Origin of the sequence: Tenacibaculum halocynthiae, assembly GCF_964512825.1 — a bacterium.
In the GTDB taxonomy this organism is placed as follows: domain Bacteria; phylum Bacteroidota; class Bacteroidia; order Flavobacteriales; family Flavobacteriaceae; genus Polaribacter; species Polaribacter halocynthiae.
The window spans coordinates 159,644-178,744 of record NZ_CAZELG010000043.1 but is presented as its reverse complement, the minus strand read 5'-3'; the positions used below and the strand labels follow the sequence as shown (position 1 = coordinate 178,744).

Annotated in this window: 17 protein-coding genes; 8 read left to right on the top strand and 9 right to left on the bottom strand. The window is 30.6% G+C overall.

From position 1 onward, the window contains the following. Positions 1-68: 68 nt before the first annotated feature. The 7 genes from ACKTTQ_RS17240 to topA all read right to left on the bottom strand — a co-directional run bounded on the left by ACKTTQ_RS17240 (position 69) and on the right by topA (position 9,549). A complete protein-coding gene (locus ACKTTQ_RS17240; RefSeq protein ID WP_408049909.1) occupies positions 69-1,115 on the bottom strand; it encodes an NAD(P)/FAD-dependent oxidoreductase in 1,047 nt (348 codons plus the stop codon). 91 nt (positions 1,116-1,206) lie between these two features. Further along, a complete protein-coding gene (gene porN / locus ACKTTQ_RS17235; RefSeq protein WP_408049908.1) occupies positions 1,207-2,070 on the bottom strand; it encodes a type IX secretion system ring subunit PorN/GldN in 864 nt (287 codons plus the stop codon). Between the two features lie 19 nt (positions 2,071-2,089). Continuing rightward, positions 2,090-3,622, bottom strand: coding sequence for a type IX secretion system motor protein PorM/GldM (gene porM / locus ACKTTQ_RS17230; protein ID WP_408049907.1), 1,533 nt, complete (start codon positions 3,620-3,622; stop codon positions 2,090-2,092). 49 nt (positions 3,623-3,671) lie between these two features. Further along, entirely contained in the window at positions 3,672-4,316 is a 645-nt protein-coding gene (porL, locus tag ACKTTQ_RS17225; RefSeq protein ID WP_093870354.1) for a type IX secretion system motor protein PorL/GldL, read from the bottom strand. A gap of 60 nt (positions 4,317-4,376) precedes the next feature. After that, positions 4,377-5,750, bottom strand: coding sequence for a T9SS ring complex lipoprotein PorK/GldK (gene porK, locus ACKTTQ_RS17220; protein WP_093870353.1), 1,374 nt, complete (start codon positions 5,748-5,750; stop codon positions 4,377-4,379). A gap of 101 nt (positions 5,751-5,851) precedes the next feature. Further along, positions 5,852-7,009 carry a formimidoylglutamase gene (locus tag ACKTTQ_RS17215; protein WP_093870352.1) on the bottom strand — a complete coding sequence of 386 codons (1,158 nt, stop codon included), beginning with the start codon at positions 7,007-7,009 and terminating at the stop codon, positions 5,852-5,854. Positions 7,010-7,074: 65 nt separating this feature from the next. Further along, a complete protein-coding gene (topA, locus tag ACKTTQ_RS17210; RefSeq protein WP_408049906.1) occupies positions 7,075-9,549 on the bottom strand; it encodes a type I DNA topoisomerase in 2,475 nt (824 codons plus the stop codon). A gap of 212 nt (positions 9,550-9,761) precedes the next feature. Here topA and miaB point away from each other — a divergent pair, with 212 nt between their 5' ends. The 8 genes from miaB to groL all read left to right on the top strand — a co-directional run bounded on the left by miaB (position 9,762) and on the right by groL (position 16,773). After that, a complete protein-coding gene (miaB, locus tag ACKTTQ_RS17205; protein ID WP_408049905.1) occupies positions 9,762-11,216 on the top strand; it encodes a tRNA (N6-isopentenyl adenosine(37)-C2)-methylthiotransferase MiaB in 1,455 nt (484 codons plus the stop codon). Between the two features lie 14 nt (positions 11,217-11,230). Continuing rightward, positions 11,231-11,728, top strand: coding sequence for a YcxB family protein (locus ACKTTQ_RS17200; RefSeq protein WP_408049904.1), 498 nt, complete (start codon positions 11,231-11,233; stop codon positions 11,726-11,728). Between the two features lies 1 nt (position 11,729). Beyond that, positions 11,730-12,959 (top strand): sigma 54-interacting transcriptional regulator, encoded by a 1,230-nt coding sequence (locus ACKTTQ_RS17195; RefSeq protein ID WP_093870348.1) that lies wholly within the window; start codon positions 11,730-11,732, stop codon positions 12,957-12,959. A 53-nt stretch (positions 12,960-13,012) separates the two neighbouring features. Then, entirely contained in the window at positions 13,013-13,519 is a 507-nt protein-coding gene (locus ACKTTQ_RS17190; RefSeq protein WP_113786849.1) for an LptE family protein, read from the top strand. A gap of 9 nt (positions 13,520-13,528) precedes the next feature. Beyond that, complete coding sequence (locus ACKTTQ_RS17185; protein ID WP_408049903.1) at positions 13,529-14,254, top strand: hypothetical protein; 726 nt, start codon at positions 13,529-13,531, stop codon at positions 14,252-14,254. Continuing rightward, positions 14,254-14,598, top strand: coding sequence for a preprotein translocase subunit SecG (secG, locus tag ACKTTQ_RS17180; RefSeq protein ID WP_093870345.1), 345 nt, complete (start codon positions 14,254-14,256; stop codon positions 14,596-14,598). Before ACKTTQ_RS17185 ends, secG begins: the two co-directional genes overlap by 1 nt. 164 nt (positions 14,599-14,762) lie before the next feature. Beyond that, on the top strand, positions 14,763-15,038 hold the full coding sequence (locus ACKTTQ_RS17175; protein ID WP_093870344.1) for a co-chaperone GroES: 276 nt from the start codon (positions 14,763-14,765) through the stop codon (positions 15,036-15,038). 97 nt (positions 15,039-15,135) lie between these two features. After that, positions 15,136-16,773 carry a chaperonin GroEL gene (gene groL / locus ACKTTQ_RS17170; protein WP_093870343.1) on the top strand — a complete coding sequence of 546 codons (1,638 nt, stop codon included), beginning with the start codon at positions 15,136-15,138 and terminating at the stop codon, positions 16,771-16,773. Between the two features lie 87 nt (positions 16,774-16,860). On the opposite strand, the gene sppA is transcribed toward groL, so the two are convergent. Both sppA and ACKTTQ_RS17160 read right to left on the bottom strand, forming a co-directional pair. Continuing rightward, entirely contained in the window at positions 16,861-18,606 is a 1,746-nt protein-coding gene (gene sppA, locus ACKTTQ_RS17165) for a signal peptide peptidase SppA (protein WP_408049902.1), read from the bottom strand. Positions 18,607-18,658: 52 nt separating this feature from the next. Continuing rightward, on the bottom strand, positions 18,659-19,066 hold the full coding sequence (locus ACKTTQ_RS17160; RefSeq protein WP_093870341.1) for a DUF6146 family protein: 408 nt from the start codon (positions 19,064-19,066) through the stop codon (positions 18,659-18,661). Positions 19,067-19,101 lie beyond the last annotated feature (35 nt).

Sequence of the window (19,101 nt, the reverse complement as noted above, 5' to 3'; positions counted from 1 at the left end):
GAATAATTTTACATCTTACTTAATACTACTTGTACAAAGCGATCTAGTTTTCATTAACTAGATCGTTTTTAATTAAACCTATTTATATCTACTTCTTTTTCTAATAACTCACCTTTTTCTAAATGCTTAAACAGCATGCTTGCCATTGTTGGACCTATCATAACACCTCGTGTTCCTAAGCCATTTAAAACAGCTAAATTTGAATACTTTGGGTGTTTACCCAATAGAGGTCTTCTATCTTTAACTGTTGGTCTTATTCCAGCTGTATGATTAGTTACTTTATAGGGAACAGAAATTACATTTTTTAACTTTGCTTCAAGTTCTTCTCTACCCTCCTTAGTTGGAGTAGTTGTAGAATCTGTCCAATTAAATGTTGCACCAACTCTATAATAATCATTACCTAGTGGCATAACAAATACATTTGATTTTAATAAAAAGTCAATCTTTAATTCTGGTGAATGAATTGTAAGTATTTCTCCTTTTGACTCCTTTAAAGGTAAATCATTAAAAAAAGGATTCTTTGTTATTCCAAAACCTTCACAGAAAACAATTTTGGTAGATTTGATGTCTTTATATCTAAGAAATTCATCCTCTATAATTAACTTATCATAAATAAATTTTTCCTCATTTATAGCACCATGTTTACGTAGATACTCTGTATAATTTAAAATAAGTTTATGGGTATCAATTCTCCCAGTTCCTTTTAATTCACCGAAACCAAAATTACCAATAACACCTTCTATTTTACCTTTCAAAATATCAGGCTGCATATAATTAGATAAAAATGGTTTATCTAACGCTACAAACCAATTATTTTCGTCAGCAATTGAATTAAATACTTTCCTGGTTTTAAATTTAGAATCTATTTTAACATCTAATTTATTTTCTAATTCTTCATATTTAGGTAGCGCAAACTCAAGTTGATCATGACCATTCCAAACAGGTGTGAATCTTTTTAAAATAACAGGATTATAAACCCCACCAGCTACTTTTGAAGATGTTTGAGAACAGTCTTCATAAACTACAAAACTATAGTTATTTTTAGCTAATTCTTCAGCAAATGAAATTCCTGCTAAGCCTAAACCAACTATAATATAATCAACCTCTTTAATCATAAAGCAAAGGTAACAATAAAGAATATTCAAATAAATAAAAAAGCGTTTGCATATACTGCAAACGCTTTTATTAATTTATGTATTAGAAATATTAATAATTCCACATATCCATTTCTCTATCACGTATTCCTTCTTTTATTCTATTAGCTTCTAAAAGTTGAAATAATGAGTTCCCTCGAACATAATCTTTAATTTCTCTATCGCCATATAAGTTTTCTTCCTTCACAATGGTAGCTGTAAACCTACGAGCGTTTAATAAGTTATCGTATGATATTGGAGTAGCTGAGTTTAAAGGATTAAATACTTTTGATTTATGTAAAGCATCTCTAGCATCAGGATAAAAGATCCAAAAAAGCTCATAAATATTATCTTTATCATCAATTTCATCACGTCCTAAAACTTGAACATCTGGTCCCATAGGAGCAATTCCCAATAAACGATATTTAAGCTCTCCTTGACGCTTATCAAAGTACCAAATACCTTTTATTAAATACCCTTTAACTTGTTCAGATTTGATTGTATATGGATCAATGTTACCATAACCATCATCTCTTAAATCTTCAGTTTTCTCTGTAATCTCATCCATTCCTATTTTCGATGTAAAATAAGAATCATCATAAACTTCTTTTATTTCACCATCTCTAATTCCTTTTAATAAAGAATCAAATAAAGAACGTCTTCCATTCCCAGTACTTACTGTATCTATTGGATAATAATAAGGTAAGTTTATTTTTTGATTTAAGTCAATGTATTCCCATACCACTTTAGACCACAAAACATCTCTGTCTGTAATATGTCCATAAGGTAACGGTTTATCATCTTCTGATGCAATTTGAGCTTCAGATTTAAATCCAATTTCGCCTACCTTTTTAGCATTTAAAAGGTTTGCTTGTGCACTTGCATAACTTGTTATTACAAGTGTTAGTGCAACCAAATAAAAACGCTTCCAATTCATACTCTTCTTGTTTTACTTATTAATTTGTAACTTGTATACTTACAGGTAACACTTTTTTAATTGGGTAGTTAGACCCAGAAACAGATGCTTTAATTTCAAAAATTGTAATTACATCATTTCTTCTTGCTCTTGAAAGAGCTTTTTTAGCTCTAGCATTTAAGCGTGTTCCTGATACAGGTACAGTTACTTGACCTGGTACTTTAATTTTAAAACTAGATACATTTAATCTTAAATCGAATAAAAAATCTGGTAAACCAGCAGCTACAGTAATGTTTTTAACACTTGCTTTAGGCATTTTTACTGTACCATATTGATTTCTAACCATACCAACCGCAGGTGGTATATCTTTTATTCTAAATTTCTTATTAGAACTTACTTTACTTCCGTTAGGTAATGTTCCAGAAACTCTAATAGTAACTTCACCATTTCCTTTTGGCCTCATTACATAACTATTTCCTTTTACTCTTTTTAAACCTGGTGCATTTGCAACAACTTTGTTACCAGGAACTCCTGGAATAGAAATAGTTAAAGGGTTAGCTAATCCTTTATAAACCACATTCATTTTATCTGCAGAAATTACAGCTTCATTTGGTTTAGGTATTACCGAATAACCTCCTTTAATTGGAATAATAACTGTTGAGTCTCCCTCTTTAAAGTGAAATTCACCTTTAAGTTCTTTATCTCCAACAGAACCAGCAGGCCCGTCTAATATAACTTGACCAGCTTTAATTTTAGTCTCTTCTATATCTTTACCGTTAACTATTACTTTCTCAGCAGTTAAGTTAGGGTCATTTTTACCTAAAATTATTTTACCTGATAATTTTTCACCTGGATAATAAGCGTTTTTCTCAAAAACAACCATGGCTTCATAATTAGTCATAGAAACTGCTTTTGATAACTCACCTTGTAATAAAGCAGATAACGCATCAGACTCAGTTGTTTTAACATCAGATTGAATCTGTGTCATTTTAGTTAAAGAAGCAATTAAAGGAAAACCTTCATAATTATAACTTAACCAAGATTTTTTAACACCTTCTTTATCTTTAACATCATCAGTTTTAAAACGCTCAGAAACAACTTTTGCTAAGTCTCTTTCTCCTAAAATTTCTAACGCTTTTTCTTTAAACTCCTTAATTTTAGCAACATATTCTTTACCTTTTGCTGAAATTTTTCCATTAGCAAAGAAATATTGATCTAAAAATCCAGATTTATCCATTGATTCATAGGCTTTAGTATCCTCTAAATCACTAGTCATTTTTGTTTTTAACTCATCTATATAGTTAAACAATTCATCAGCCATAACACGTAATTTATCTGTGTCTTCTTTGGCTTTCCCATATTGTTTAGCTTGTTCTGATGCTTTTAAAGCTAAAGCCTCATATGAAGCTTGATTTGATTTAGTCGCCCTAGTATTAGACTCTGACAACTTCTCATTCATTAATCCAAAAGCTGATAAAACTTCTTTACTCATGTTCATTGCTAACATTGCAATAAAAACAAGGTACATCAAGTTTACCATCCTCTGCCTTGGTGACTGTTTTCCTCCTGCCATTCTATTAGTTTTTTTTAATTAATATATATTTTAGTTAATAAAACTAATATTACTTAGACATTGCAGATAACATTCCTCCATATACTCCATTTAATGAAGATAAGTTTGTTGCTAATGATTGCATTTGTTCTTGTAAACGTTGAGAGTTTTCTACCATTGCTGAATTTAAATCAGCTTGTTTGGTTGCGTTTTCAACTTGAACTGAATATGCTCCATTTAATGATTCTAACTTAGCAGCTGCCATAGACATTTGCTCGTTATATTGGTTAGTTGAAGAAACAGTTGCTGATGTAGCAGTTAAACCTTCTGCAGCACCTTGAAAGTTTTTAATACTATCGCCTAAACTTGAAATTAAGGTAGCATCTAACTTTGCTTCTTTTAAAATATTATCTAATTTTTGAGACAACATACTTTGAGCCTCTTCTGGTGATGCTTCATTGTTTTTCCCTAATGAAGAACCTCCTGCTAATTCTGGGTAAACTTTGGTCCAATCTAATTCATCTTCGATAGGTTCAAATGCAGATATTGCAAAAATAATAGCTTCTACTACTAACCCTGCAGTTAACATTACACCTCCTGTTAATGGGCCAATTTTAAAGTGCATGATTTTAAAAAGTGCTCCTAAAATTACTACAGAGGCTCCTAAACCATAGGCCATGTTAAATACTTTCTTACTCGATTTTGATTGTGCCATAATTTTACTTTTTTAAGGGAATTAATTTTAATTTTTATTTATACTTGTTACTTTTTTTTATTACTTACTTTTACTTGTACCTAAATAATCTTGTACAGTTCTAAATCCGATATAACTTCTTGCTGTATCTGCATACTCCCAATCTCTTGAACTTACTTCTAAGAAATATGCTACATCTTTCCACGAACCACCTCTAATTATTTTTCTTCTATTTTCTCTATTTTCCACATTAGGATTCATCGTTGACCCCATATAGTACGACATTTGATTATATGCTGTATTTGTCCATTCAGCAACGTTTCCTGCCATGTTATATAATCCGTATTCATTAGCGTTATAAGAAACAGCTTCAACTGTATATAAAGCTCCATCAGCTGCATAATCTCCACGAACCGGTTTAAAATTCGCTAAGAAACATCCTCTATCACTAGTTGTACTTGGTCCACCCCAAGGATATTTAGCATAATTAAGACCTCCACGAGCAGCATACTCCCATTCAGCTTCAGTTGGTAATCTAAAAGCAGGAACTAAACCTAACTTTTTCTTTGAACGTTGGAAGTTGTTTTTAGTTTGTGTTCTCCAGTGACAAAATGCTTTTGCTTGATTCCAGCTAACTCCAACTACTGGATAGTTTTCATATGCTTTATGTGCAAAATATTCTTGATGCATTGGATCATTGTATGAATAATTAAAATCTTTAATCCAAACTGTAGTATCAGGATAGATATTAATTTCTTCATTTTTCATGAATTCTTTTCTGTCTTTTCCAGATTTAGCTGCTTTTTCATTATCAAACCAATAATATCTGTAGTTTAATAATTTAGTTTTAAAAGTTCTAATACCGTTTAAAGCTTCTTCTTTTTTAATATATAATGAATCCATTACCTCTACGTAGTCAGCATCAGGAAATTCTTGTTGTTCCCAAATAAGATCTTCTTCCCAATTTAAAGGTTTTAAAGAATCTAAACCTTCACCTACTTCATAGTAATTTTCACGCATGTATTTCTCATATGGAGTTTCATTAACGGTATCTTTAGATGCAAAAGCATACAATTGAATACCTGCTGGCTTCTCTCCGTCAGCTCCTTCTTCTCCACTAGATGCAAATTCAGCTTGATACGCTAATTTTGTTCTAGTAACTGAATCTCTTACCCAGTAAACAAATTGCTTATACTCACTATTAGTAATTTCAGACTCATCCATATAAAAAGGCTGTACAGTCACAGTCTTAGTAGGAGCGTTCATAGCGCCTAAAGGATCTTCATCTTGTTTACCCATAGTAAATGAACCTCCTGGTATTTTAGCCATACCATAAGGTTTTTCAGCAAACCATTTTCTTTTTGATTTAACTCCTGTCAATTCTCCTCTGTCTCCGTTAGAACCACAGGCGTAAATGATAGATACTAATAATGCAAATACTGCTAATTTCTTCATACTTTATTCTTTCTTATAAAAAGAGGCGTAAACCTATTATTTTTTTTATTAAAAAACAATTACGAGTTATAAAAATTTATCTTTAAAAAGATAACTCTCTTTTACGTAAGCTTTTGCAATGCCTTAAACCATCTTTTTGGTATTTTATGATTTAATGCTTGCTCATAATCTCGATAGTTACATGGTATTAACGCATGTCTTTTATGTTTATTATTCGATATTAAATTTATTTCCATCCACCAACGACCACTTTTATCGCTTTTATAAAAATTTAATGGATCATCGTCATCTAAAACAACTGTATATCTTTCATAATTTTCTTTTGTTACATATGGGTAATCATTTGCTCTATGATTTACACCTTCAATGAAATACCAAATAGCTTGAGCTATAAGTCTTGCTGTTTGATTGTTAACATCTAAACTACTACTATATTCATAGACACCAAAAGAAGTAACTTTGTCACTTATTCCTGAGTATCTTGCTATTGCACACATGTCTTCACCATAAAATCCATTAGGCGAAGCATTAATAGCTCCAGGTGCGTCTCCTTGTCTAACACTTGCTATATCTAAACTAACGATATCAGCATCTCTTAAAATTGGCTCTACTAATGTAATATTTTTAACTTCTCCTAACCTAAATGTATCAAAATATAACTTATCTAACAATGCTATTTCTTCTTGCGAGTTGAAATAAGTTTGATATCCTATATTACTATAATTGAACAAATTACTTGGTTCATCCATTATAACCTTCCCTAAGAAAGATTTAGCTAATAATTCTTCATTATCTCCACCTAAATCAAACCTACTATCTATTGACACTAAGTTTACAGTTTGTTCAAGAGCATCATAAGCTCTATAATTTGCGTAGGTTACATCTTGACTTCCTCCAATTATTATTGGAATAATATCATCTTTAAGTAATGAAGTAATAACTGAAGATACGGCAAAATAAGTATCTTTAATTGTACTTCCTTGCTCAATGGTTCCTAAATCAGCAATTTTTGTATGCCAATTACCAGAAAACAATTGATATAATTCTTTTCTGATATTATAAATACCTTCTAAACAATCGTATTGATCGGCTCCTCTTCCTTCCGAAACAGCAAGTATTGCTATTTTCACTTTAGAAAGGTCAGGAAATCCATTCTCTGAAGTATGAATACTAATATTCCCACCCAATGTCGAGGATGCCTGCGACATAACATGTGTAACAACAGAGTCACTTACCGGTGAAAAAAAATCGATATTCATCTATTTAAGGGGATTAAATAAGGAACCGCAATATAACAAAAAAACTATTCTCTTTTTAATTTACTTTATTTCTTTTTTTTAGCTTTTTTCTTTTTTGGTGTTTTAGCTTCTACCATTTTCACAGCTTCCTCTTGAGTTAACTTTTCTATTTCTGTAGTTTTTGGCAGTTCAATTTTAATTTTACCTTTAATAACATTAAAACGTCCCCAACGTGCTTTCTCTACACGAATACCAACTTCTTCAAAATTATGAATTAATTTTTCTCGCTCTTTTCTTTTTTTATCTTCAATTAATTCTTCTAAATCTTCTTGTGTAAGATTATCAAAATCATATTTTTTATTCACATTAATGAAAATTGAATTCCATTTAATAAACGGTCCAAAACGACCAACTCCTTTTTGAATTGGAAGCTCTTCATAATGTCCTATAGGTGCATCAGCTTTTCTTTTAGCTTCAATTAACTCAATAGCTCTATCCATATCAACAGACATTGGATTTTCTCCTTTATCTAAAGATACGTATTTTCCATCAAACTTAATATAAGGCCCAAAACGACCATTTGCAACTATTACTTCTTTCTCTTCATAATCTCCAACAGTTTTAGGTAGCTTAAACAAATCCATTGCTTCTTCATAAGTCAAAGAACTTAGAGTTTGATCAGCCTGTAAACTTGCAAACTTCGGTTTTTCTTCATCTGTTGCTTCTCCTATCTGAACCATGGCGCCAAAGCGACCTAAACGAACATATACATTTTTACCACTATCAGGATCAACTCCTAATAAACGTTGTCCGCTAGCTCTTTCAGCGTTTTCAGCCACATCTTTTACATTAGGATGAAAATCTTTATAAAAATCTTTAATTATTGAAGTCCAATTTTCCTTTCCTTCTGCTATATCATCAAAATCACTTTCTACTTTTGCTGTAAAACCGTAATCTAATACTCTCTTGAAATTCTCTACCAAAAAGTCGTTAACAATATTCCCTATATCAGTTGGCATTATTTTCCCTTTATCTGCCCCTACCTTTTCTGATAAAACATTTTCAGAAATTTTTGCATTAACTAGCATTAACTGAGTATACTTTCTTTCAACTCCTTCAGCTGTACCTTTTTCAACATACCCTCTTCTTTGAACTGTAGAAATAGTAGGTGCATACGTAGAAGGACGACCAATTCCTAATTCCTCTAACCTTTTTACTAAAGATGCTTCAGTAAACCTTGCTGGCGGACGGGTATACCTTTCTGTTGCTGAGATAAATTTATTAACTAAAGTTTCACTTACTTTCATTTTAGGAAGTGTTCCATCTTGCTCTTCATCTTCATTATCATTACCTTCTAAATATACTTTTAAAAAACCTTCGAAAGTTATTACTTCTCCATTAGCAGAAAAAACTTTATCATTTTTATCATTTTCTATTTTAACCGATGTTCTTTCTAATTGGGCATCACTCATTTGTGAAGCCAAAGTACGTTTCCATATTAAACCGTATAAACGATCTTGATCATATTCAACTGACACCTCATGACGAGTCATATCTGTAGGACGAATTGCCTCATGCGCTTCCTGAGCTCCTTTTGATTTAGTTGAATAATTTCTTGGTTTACTATATTCTTTACCGTAGTAATTAGATATTTCTTCTTCAGCTGCAGTTTTAGCATCATCCGATAAATTAACACTATCGGTTCTCATATATGTTATAAGTCCTGCTTCATATAATCGCTGAGCAACCATCATTGTTTTTGCAACTGGAAAACCTAATTTTCTAGATGCCTCTTGCTGTAAAGTTGATGTTGTAAAAGGAGCTGCTGGAGATTTTTTTGCTGGCTTCTTTTGTAAATCTTCAACGTTAAAATTTGCATCAGCACAAGAACTTAAAAACTCTTCTGCTTCTTTCTTCGTTGTAAAATTCTTAGCCAACTTTGCTTTAAAACTTTTTCCTTCTTCATTAGAAAACTCAGCATCTACTCTATATGACGCCTTAGCCTCAAAACCTTCAATAGTTCTTTCTTTTTCAACAATTAATCGTACAGCTACAGACTGAACCCTACCAGCTGACAATCCTGCTTTTACTTTTCTCCACAGAACAGGTGATAATTCATACCCTACTATTCTATCTAATACACGCCTTGCTTGTTGAGCGTCTACCAAATTATAATTTATAGCCCTTGGATTTTCTATTGCTTTTAAAATTGCTTTCTTAGTAATAGAGTTAAACACTATTCGTTTAGTGTCTTTATCCTTAAGTTTTAACTGCTCTGCCAAATGCCAAGCGATAGCTTCTCCTTCACGATCCTCATCACTTGCTAGCCAAACAGTTTCTGCTTTTTTTGCTAAATCCTTTAGTTTTTTTACAACTGCTTTCTTATCAGTTGAAACAATATATTTTGGTTTAAAATCTCCTTCTACATTAACTCCTAATTCTTTCGAAGGTAAATCTGCTATATGTCCAAAACTAGATTCAACTTGAAAATCTTTCCCTAAAAACTTTTCTATAGTTTTTGCTTTTGCTGGTGACTCTACTATTACTAAATTCTTTGCCATACTTCTTACTCTTATCTAAATAATACCATAATATAATGATACCCTTTTTCAGTTTGCAAAAGTAGACACTTTTTTTTTATTAGCACTTTTTCTTCTAAACTTTACTTTTTTTTAACGCTTTTAACCTTTAATTAATTTATGTCAATTTGTCATATTTTATAGTTTTTGGTCGTATCTTTGCATTCTATTTTTTATTATCACTTAAGGATTATATGGAACACATTGAGAAAGTAATTGACGAGAAAATACAAGGAAAACCTTTACTTACTGAGCAAAAAGAGAACAACAGTAAAAAGCTTTTTATTGAAAGCTATGGTTGTCAAATGAACATGAATGATAGTGAAATTGTGGCCTCTATCCTTTCTGAACAAGGCTTCAACACTACTCAAAATTTAGAAGATGCAGATTTAGTACTAGTAAATACTTGTTCTATTCGTGAAAAAGCTGAAACAACTGTTCGTAATCGTTTAAAAAAATATAATGCTGTAAAAAGAATAAATCCTAAAATGAAAGTTGGGGTTTTAGGCTGTATGGCTGAGAGATTAAAAGAAAAATTTTTAGAAGAAGAAAAAATTGTAGATCTAGTAGTAGGTCCTGATGCTTATCGTGATTTACCTAATTTAGTTGAAGAGGTAGATGCTGGTAGAGATGCTGTTAATGTAATTTTATCAAAAGAAGAAACATATGCTGATGTTTCTCCTGTAAGACTTAACTCTAATGGAGTATCTGCTTTTGTTTCAATTACTCGTGGCTGTGATAACATGTGTACCTTTTGTGTTGTTCCATTTACAAGAGGTAGAGAAAGAAGTAGAGATCCTCAAAGTATTATTGCAGAAATCAGATCAATGCAAGAGAAAAACTTCAAGGAGATTACTTTATTAGGTCAGAATGTAGATTCTTTCTTATGGTATGGAGGTGGCTTAAAAAAGGATTTCAATAAAGCTTCAGAAATGGCAAAGGCTACTGCTGTAGATTTTGCTCAACTGTTAGATATGTGTGCTACAGAATTCCCTAAAATACGCTTTCGTTTTTCAACTTCTAACCCTCAAGATATGACTCTTGATGTTATTCATGTAATGGCAAAACATAAAAACATATGTAAATACATTCACTTACCTATTCAAAGTGGAAGTAATGCTATGTTAAAAGCAATGAACCGTCAACACACTCGTGAAGAGTACATGGAATTAGTTGATAATATTTATAAAATCATTCCTGAAATGGCTTTAAGTCAAGATATGATTGCTGGTTTTTGTGGAGAAACTGAACAAGATCATCAAGATACTTTAGATTTGATGCGCCATGTAAAATACAGCTTCGGGTTTATGTTTGCTTATTCAGAACGTCCTGGAACTTTAGCAGCTAAAAAAATGGAAGATGATATACCTTTAGCTGTTAAAAAACGTAGACTACAAGAAATTATAGATTTACAACAAGAACATAGTTTATATAGAACCAAAGAAAATTTAGGGCAGATACAAGAAGTTTTAATTGAAGGTACTTCAAAGAAAAACCCAAATGAATGGAAAGGTCGTAATACTCAAAATACAGTTATAATTTTCCCTAAAGAACATTATAAAATGGGAGATTTTGTAAACGTTAAAGTTGATGATTGTACTTCAGCTACATTATTAGGAACTGCTATTGGATATTCTGACAATCAATAAGAAATTTAATTTCTATGGAAAAAGAAATAATTATAAAGCCCATTTATCGTTTTAAAGATTTTACCTCACCTCTAATTAATAAAATATTTAAATCATGGGGAATCTGGTTTGTGTTTTTTTTAGCATTCTTAATGCTTATTTTTAATATTATTTTTTTTTTCGACAATTCTATTTATACAAATGAGAGTATTCCAACAATAAACATTATCATCCCTCTTTTAGTTTTTATTATTTTTCCTTTTAGTTTTTATTTTGGTTTAAAAAAGAATTATAACAACAATAAAATTTTAAAAGAAAAAACAACTGTTATTTACACAAAAGATGGTATTAAAACAATTGGTGAGTCGTATAATAACTTTATTCAATGGTCTCAAATAAATTACATAAAAGAACATAAAACTTTTTTCCTTTTCAAAAACACAAATGGACAAGAGTCATATCTTAATAAGAACTTTTTTAGCCAAAAGAAATTAAACGATTTCAAAACTTTAATCAAAAACTTAGGTTATTAATATGGAAAACTTACAAGCAACAAAACAACGTTTTGGTATTATTGGTAATGACCTTCAGCTCAACAGAGCTATTGAAAAAGCCATTAGGGTTGCTCCTACTGACATCTCAGTATTAGTTGTTGGTGAAAGTGGTGTTGGTAAAGAAAGCGTACCAAAAATTATTCATCAATTATCACATAGAAAACATGCTAAATATATAGCTGTAAACTGTGGTGCAATTCCTGAAGGAACTATTGACAGTGAGTTGTTTGGTCATGAAAAAGGAGCTTTTACAGGAGCTACTGCTACTCGTAAAGGTTATTTTGAAGTTGCAGATGGAGGTACTATTTTTTTAGATGAAGTTGGAGAATTACCTTTAACTACTCAAGTACGTTTACTACGTGTTTTAGAAAACGGTGAATTTATAAAAGTTGGTTCTTCTCAAGTTCAAAAAACAAATGTAAGAATTGTAGCAGCTACAAATGTTAACATGCATAATGCTATTAGTAATGGTAAATTTCGTGAAGACTTATACTATCGATTAAGTACCATTGAAATACCTCTTCCTCCATTAAAACAAAGAGGAGAAGATATTCATTTACTATTTAGAAAGTTTGCAGCAGATTTCGCTCAAAAATACCGTATGCCAACTATTAGGCTAGAAGAAAATGCTGTAAAGCTTTTATTAAATTATAACTTTCCTGGAAACATACGACAATTAAGAAATATTGCGGAACAAATATCAGTAGTTGAAGAAAACAGGCTTATTTCTCCTGAAAAACTCGTACAATACCTACCTAATATCCAAGGAAATCTTCCTGCAGTTGTTAATAACAACAAAGCTAATAACAATAATGATTTTTCTAACGAACGAGATATTATGTATAAAATATTGTTTGATATGAGAAACGATATTAATGACTTAAAAAAGTTAACTTTAGATTTATTAAAAGAAGGAAATTCGAAACAAGTTCAAGAAGATAATCATCGATTAATTCAAAAAATATATCAAGAACAACAAACTGAAACTCCAAAAGTTGAAGTAGTACAAATTCCTGAATCAGCAAATCAAAACAACTATGATTTTGTTGAAACTATTGAAGAGGATGAAAATTTATCATTACAAGAAAAAGAAATTGAAATGATAAGAAGATCTCTAGAAAAAAACAATGGAAAACGTAAACTTGCTTCAAAAGAATTAGGTATATCTGAGCGAACACTTTACAGAAAAATTAAACAATACGATTTATAAAAAAATTAACTTTCGTTTTATTTATCTTTACAGAACTACATTATTAAATTAAAATGAGAAAACTTTTATACACATCTTTATCATTTATACTTCTAATTACTTTTATAGGTTGTGGAGCATACTCTTTCACTGGAGGAAACACAGGGAATGCTAAAACAATTCAAATTGATTTTTTCCCAAACCAAGCACCAATAATTGAACCTACATTAAGTAAACGTTTTACACAAGACTTAAGAGATTTATTTACTCGTCAAACTAACTTAGCTTTAGTAAGAGTTGGAGGACAATTACATTTTGAAGGTGAAATAACTGATTATCGAATTTCTCCTATGAGTGCAACTGCAAACCAAACTGCTGCTCAAAATAGACTTACTATTGTAGTTAACGTTCGATTTACCAATAACTTAGAAGAAAAAGACAGTTTTGAAAAACAATTCACCTTTTATGATGACTACGGTGCTTCTGAACAACTAATTGGTAACGTATTAGATAATGCTCTAAAAAAAATATTAGAGCGAATTACTCAAGACATATTTAATGAATCGGTAGCTAAATGGTAATATTTTAATTTGACAACAGACGACTATATAAAATTTATTCAAAGCCCTGAACTTTTCCAGGATGAAAGTATTCATCAATTAAAAACTATAATTGATAAATATCCTTATTTTCAGTCTGCTCGTTCTTTATATTTAAAAGCTTTAAAAAACAAAGAAAGCTATAAATACAATAATGAGCTTAAAGTCACTGCTGCCCATACAACAGATCGTTCAGTTTTATTTGATTTTATAACATCTAAAAGTTTTACATCAACTAAAAAAGATTCAGAAAAAAGAAGTTTAAAAGAAATTGTAATTCAAAAAACAAAATTATTAAAAACTGACACAACTAATGAAGAATTAGCCATAGGAAAACCTCTTAACTTCACTAAAAAAGAAACTTTTTCTTTTAATCAATGGTTAGAACTTTCTTCTAAAAATAGTATAGTAAGAGACCAATCCTCAGAAAAAAAGATTGAAAAAAACTCTGAAAAAGATATACTAATTAATCGTTTTATTGAAACTAGCCCTAAAATAACAAGGCATACAAAAGGTATTTCTAAAGAAATTAAGGTTACAGAATCTCAACAAAACAACAGATTAATGACCGAAACTTTGGCTAAAGTTTATCTTGAACAGAAAAAATATGATAGTGCAATTCAAGCATATAAAATATTAAGTTTGAAATATCCAGAAAAAAGTGGTTTCTTTGCAGACCAAATTAAGAAAATTAAAATTTTACAAAACAATAAATAATGACTACATATACTTTACTTTTAGTGTTAATTTTAATAGTTGCAATAGCATTAATTTTAATTGTAATGGTACAAAACCCTAAAGGAGGAGGATTATCTTCATCTTTTGGTGGTGGTGGATCTCAAAACATTGGAGGTGTACAAAACACAAACAATTTCTTAGATAAAACTACATGGACTTTAGCAATAACAATGTTTGCTTTAATCCTATTAGCTAACTTTGCTATCCCTAGAGGAAATGCTCAAGATGCACCTCAATTAGATGATACATTAAACGGAGTAGAAACAACAACTACTAATACTCCAGCTACAACAACAAATACAGCAAACGATAGCGTAAAATAATATCTATCTTAATCATATAGAAATGCCAACGTAATGACACGTTGGCATTTTTTTTTACAAAAAACTATACTTGTTGAAAAAGTGTCAGCATAAAAACAATGGCATAATTTCTGACTAAAAGTAACCAGTTAAAAACTTAATTTAATTAATTAAAAATATATAAAATGGGATTAAACATTAAACCTTTAGCAGATAGAGTTCTTGTAGAGCCTGCTGCCGCAGAAACAACTACTGCATCAGGAATTATTATTCCAGATAACGCTAAAGAAAAGCCTCAAAAAGGAATTATTGTTGCAGTTGGAACTGGAACAAAAGATGAGCCTTTAACTGTAAAAGTTGGAGATACTGTTTTATACGGAAAGTATGCTGGTACTGAATTAAAACTTGAAGGTAACGATTATTTAATTATGAGAGAAAGCGACATTTTCGCTATTATCTAAATAATTATTTTTTTGAGCTATCCAATTGCTCTTTATAAATTAAATAAAAACAAAGTCTAAAATTACATATAAGCTTTAGACAAAAAAACTAAATAAAATGGCAAAAGATATAAAATTTGATGTTGATGCTCGTGACGGATTAAAACGTGGAGTAGATGCATTAGCTAATGCAGTAAAAGTAACTTTAGGTCCTAAGGGACGTAATGTAATTATTTCAAAATCTTTCGGAGCTCCTCATGTAACTAAAGATGGTGTTACCGTAGCTAAAGAAATTGAATTAGAGGATGCTCTAGAAAATATGGGAGCACAAATGGTAAAAGAAGTTGCTTCTAAAACTAACGACTTAGCTGGTGATGGTACAACTACTGCTACTGTTTTAGCTCAATCTATCGTTAAAGAAGGATTAAAAAATGTTGCAGCAGGGGCTAATCCTATGGATTTAAAACGTGGAATAGATAAAGCTGTAGCTGTTATTACTGAAGATTTAGCAAAGCAATCTGAAGAAGTAGGAAATTCTTCTGAAAAAATTCAACAAGTAGCTTCTATTTCTGCAAATAACGATCAAGTAATTGGTGATTTAATTGCAACTGCTTTTGGTAAAGTTGGTAAAGAAGGTGTAATAACTGTTGAAGAGGCTAAAGGTACTGACACTTATGTAGATGTAGTAGAAGGAATGCAGTTTGATAGAGGTTATTTATCTCCTTACTTTGTAACGGATGCAGATAAAATGATTGCTACTTTAGAAAATCCTTATATTTTATTATTTGATAAAAAGATTTCTAACTTACAAGAAATTCTTCCAATATTAGAACCAGTATCTCAATCAGGAAGACCTTTATTAATTATTGCTGAAGATGTAGATGGACAAGCATTAGCTACTTTAGTAGTAAACAAATTACGTGGAGGTTTAAAAATTGCAGCTGTAAAAGCTCCAGGTTTTGGTGATCGTAGAAAAGCAATGTTAGAAGATATTTCTATCTTAACTGGAGGTACTGTTATTTCTGAAGAAAGAGGTTTCTCTTTAGAAAATGCTACTTTAGATTTATTAGGTACTGCTGAAACTGTTACTATTGACAAAGACAATACTACAATTGTTAATGGTTCTGGTGATGAAACACAGATTAAAGCTCGTGTTAATCAAATTAAAGCACAAATTGAAACAACTACTTCTGATTATGATCGTGAAAAATTACAAGAACGTTTAGCTAAATTAGCTGGTGGTGTTGCTGTATTATATGTAGGTGCTGCATCTGAAGTAGAGATGAAAGAAAAGAAAGATAGAGTTGATGATGCTTTACATGCTACAAGAGCTGCTGTTGAAGAAGGTATTGTTGCTGGAGGTGGTGTTGCTTTAGTAAGAGCTAAAAAAGTATTAGAGACTTTAACTACTGAAAATTTAGACGAAACTACTGGAGTACAAATCGTAAATAGAGCTATTGAATCTCCATTAAGAACTATTGTTGAGAATGCTGGTGGTGAAGGCTCTGTTGTTATCAATAAAGTACTTGAAGGTAAAAAAGACTTTGGTTACGACGCAAAATCTGAAACATATGTAAATATGTTAGATGCTGGAATTATTGATCCTAAAAAAGTAACTCGTGTAGCATTAGAAAATGCTGCTTCAGTTGCTGGAATGATTTTAACTACTGAATGTGCATTAATTGATATTAAAGAAGAATCTCCAGCTGGAGGAGGAATGCCTCCAATGGGTGGTGGAATGCCAGGAATGATGTAATAATTAAAACTATTTCCACATATAGTTTATAAAATAAAAAGGCTGTTTGAATTATCAAACAGCCTTTCTTTATATAATTAAACGAGGTTACTTAACCTCAAATATAAAAGGTATTCTAGCTTGTATTCCTTTTATATTTTTGATTTGATTTATATTATCATATAACCTATAATTCTCCTCACCTAAAGCCTCTTTTAACAATTCTTCTTTTGATAATTTTGCAAAAGGTGAAAACTTAAACGATTCTTTTATGTCTTTCTTGTAATTAGGGTAATTTCTAACTCTATAATCATCTACATTAGCAATACTTGCTGCCATTTCAATAGCATCATCTAAACTACCTAAAGCATCAATTAAACCATTTTCTAAAGCTTGTTTACCAGTCCAAACCCTTCCTTGAGCTATTTTATCAACCTCATCAAATTTCAAACCCCTTCCATTTGCAACACGAGTTACAAAAACATTATAAATTTGCTCTACTCCTTCTTTAGTTACTTTATAAAATTTTTCATCTATAGGTTCAAAAACACTATAATTAGCACTACTATTAGTAGATACTTGTTCAGCATTAATACCTAGTTTATCGGTAAGTTTACTAATGTTTGGAATCATTCCAAAGACACCAATAGAACCTGTAATTGTTGTAGGTTCTGCAATAATTTTATCTGCATTACAAGCAATATAATAACCTCCTGAAGCAGCTAAATTCCCCATAGATACTACTAATGGCTTTTCTTTCTTTGTCAATTCTAATTCTCTCCAAATCAACTCTGAAGCTAAGGCGCTTCCTCCTGGAGAATTAACACGTAAAACAATAGCCTTTACACTCTTATCTTTTCTTGCCTTTTTTATTGCTTTATTTATGATTCCTTGACCAATTATATCTTCATTTCCTTCTCCATACATTATTTGCCCTTGAGCATAAATTACAGCAATTTTATTTTTTGCTAATGAAGACTTTCTACCTTTTCCTGATTTAATATAATCTTGAATACTTATTGTATTAACTTTTGAAGCTACTATTGACTTTAATTTATCTTTATATTCATCTTCATAAATTACAGCATCAATTAAATTACTCTCTTTAGCTAAATCAGCATTTCTTCCATTTGAATTATCAGCAATCTCGTTTAATTTTTCAACAGAAATTTTTCTACTTCTACTAATACCCTCAGTCATTTCAGACCAAATAGACTTTAAAAAAGAAACCGTTTGCTCTCTGTTAGCTTCACTCATTTTGTTTGTCAAATAAGGTTCTACGGCACTTTTATATTTTCCGTGACGAATTACTTCCATTTTCACACCATACTTGTCTTCAAAATCTTTGTAATATAAAATCTCTGTTGAAAGTCCTTTAAAGTCAACCATTCCAACAGGGTTTACAAAAACACTATCTGCAACAGAACTTAAGTAATAACTTTTTTGATCAAAGAAATCGTTATATGCATACACAAATTTACCGCTCTTCTTAAATTCTTCTATTTTATTTCGAATAGCTTGAGTTTGCGCTATTCCTGCATTAACATATACCGTTCTAATATTTATCCCTTTAATATTAGCGTCAGTTTTAGCATTATCAATAGCATTCAATATCTTATTTAAAGCTAATTTCTGATCATTCAACTCCAATATTTCCGCTAAAGGATTTGTATCTTTTGGAGCATAATCTTTTATTGAAGTAGTTAAATCTAACTTTAAAACTGAATTTGGTTTTACTATTATTTCATCAGGAGATCCCATTAATGAGGCTATGAAAATAAAAAAGATAAAGATTAAAAATATTGATATAAAAAAGCCTATAATAGAGGCTAGTAAATTTCGTAAAAACTTCATGCTTAGTAATTATTTTTTGATAGCAAATATACGTTTTTGAGTTAAAAAAGTATCATCTTAAAACCATTCTATATTTACCTTGTGCAAACTCAAAATAATTAAATAACTTATAATTTACTTCATAACCATAATCAATATGTATGTTATAATCAATTATGTTTTCATATATATTTGGATTAAATGTACCTGGACTCCCTACCCTTCTATTCCAGGCCATAACATAAAATCTATTTTTATTTTCTAAATAAGATTGTGAATAAAAACCTACTGGCCTAGCTATAGAATTAAGATATGTTGTAAAACCCGGATCTATTATAATAATTTCATACTCTAAACTATCATTTGCTATTACAACAGGCTCTTCTTTTGTTGTTGATTTATTTTTCACAGATGTAGAAGCACATCCATAAAAAATAACACTAAAAACTACCATTACTAATACATACTTCAAAACTTTCATAATCAATGATTTTCAACCTCTATAAAGTTCCGAAA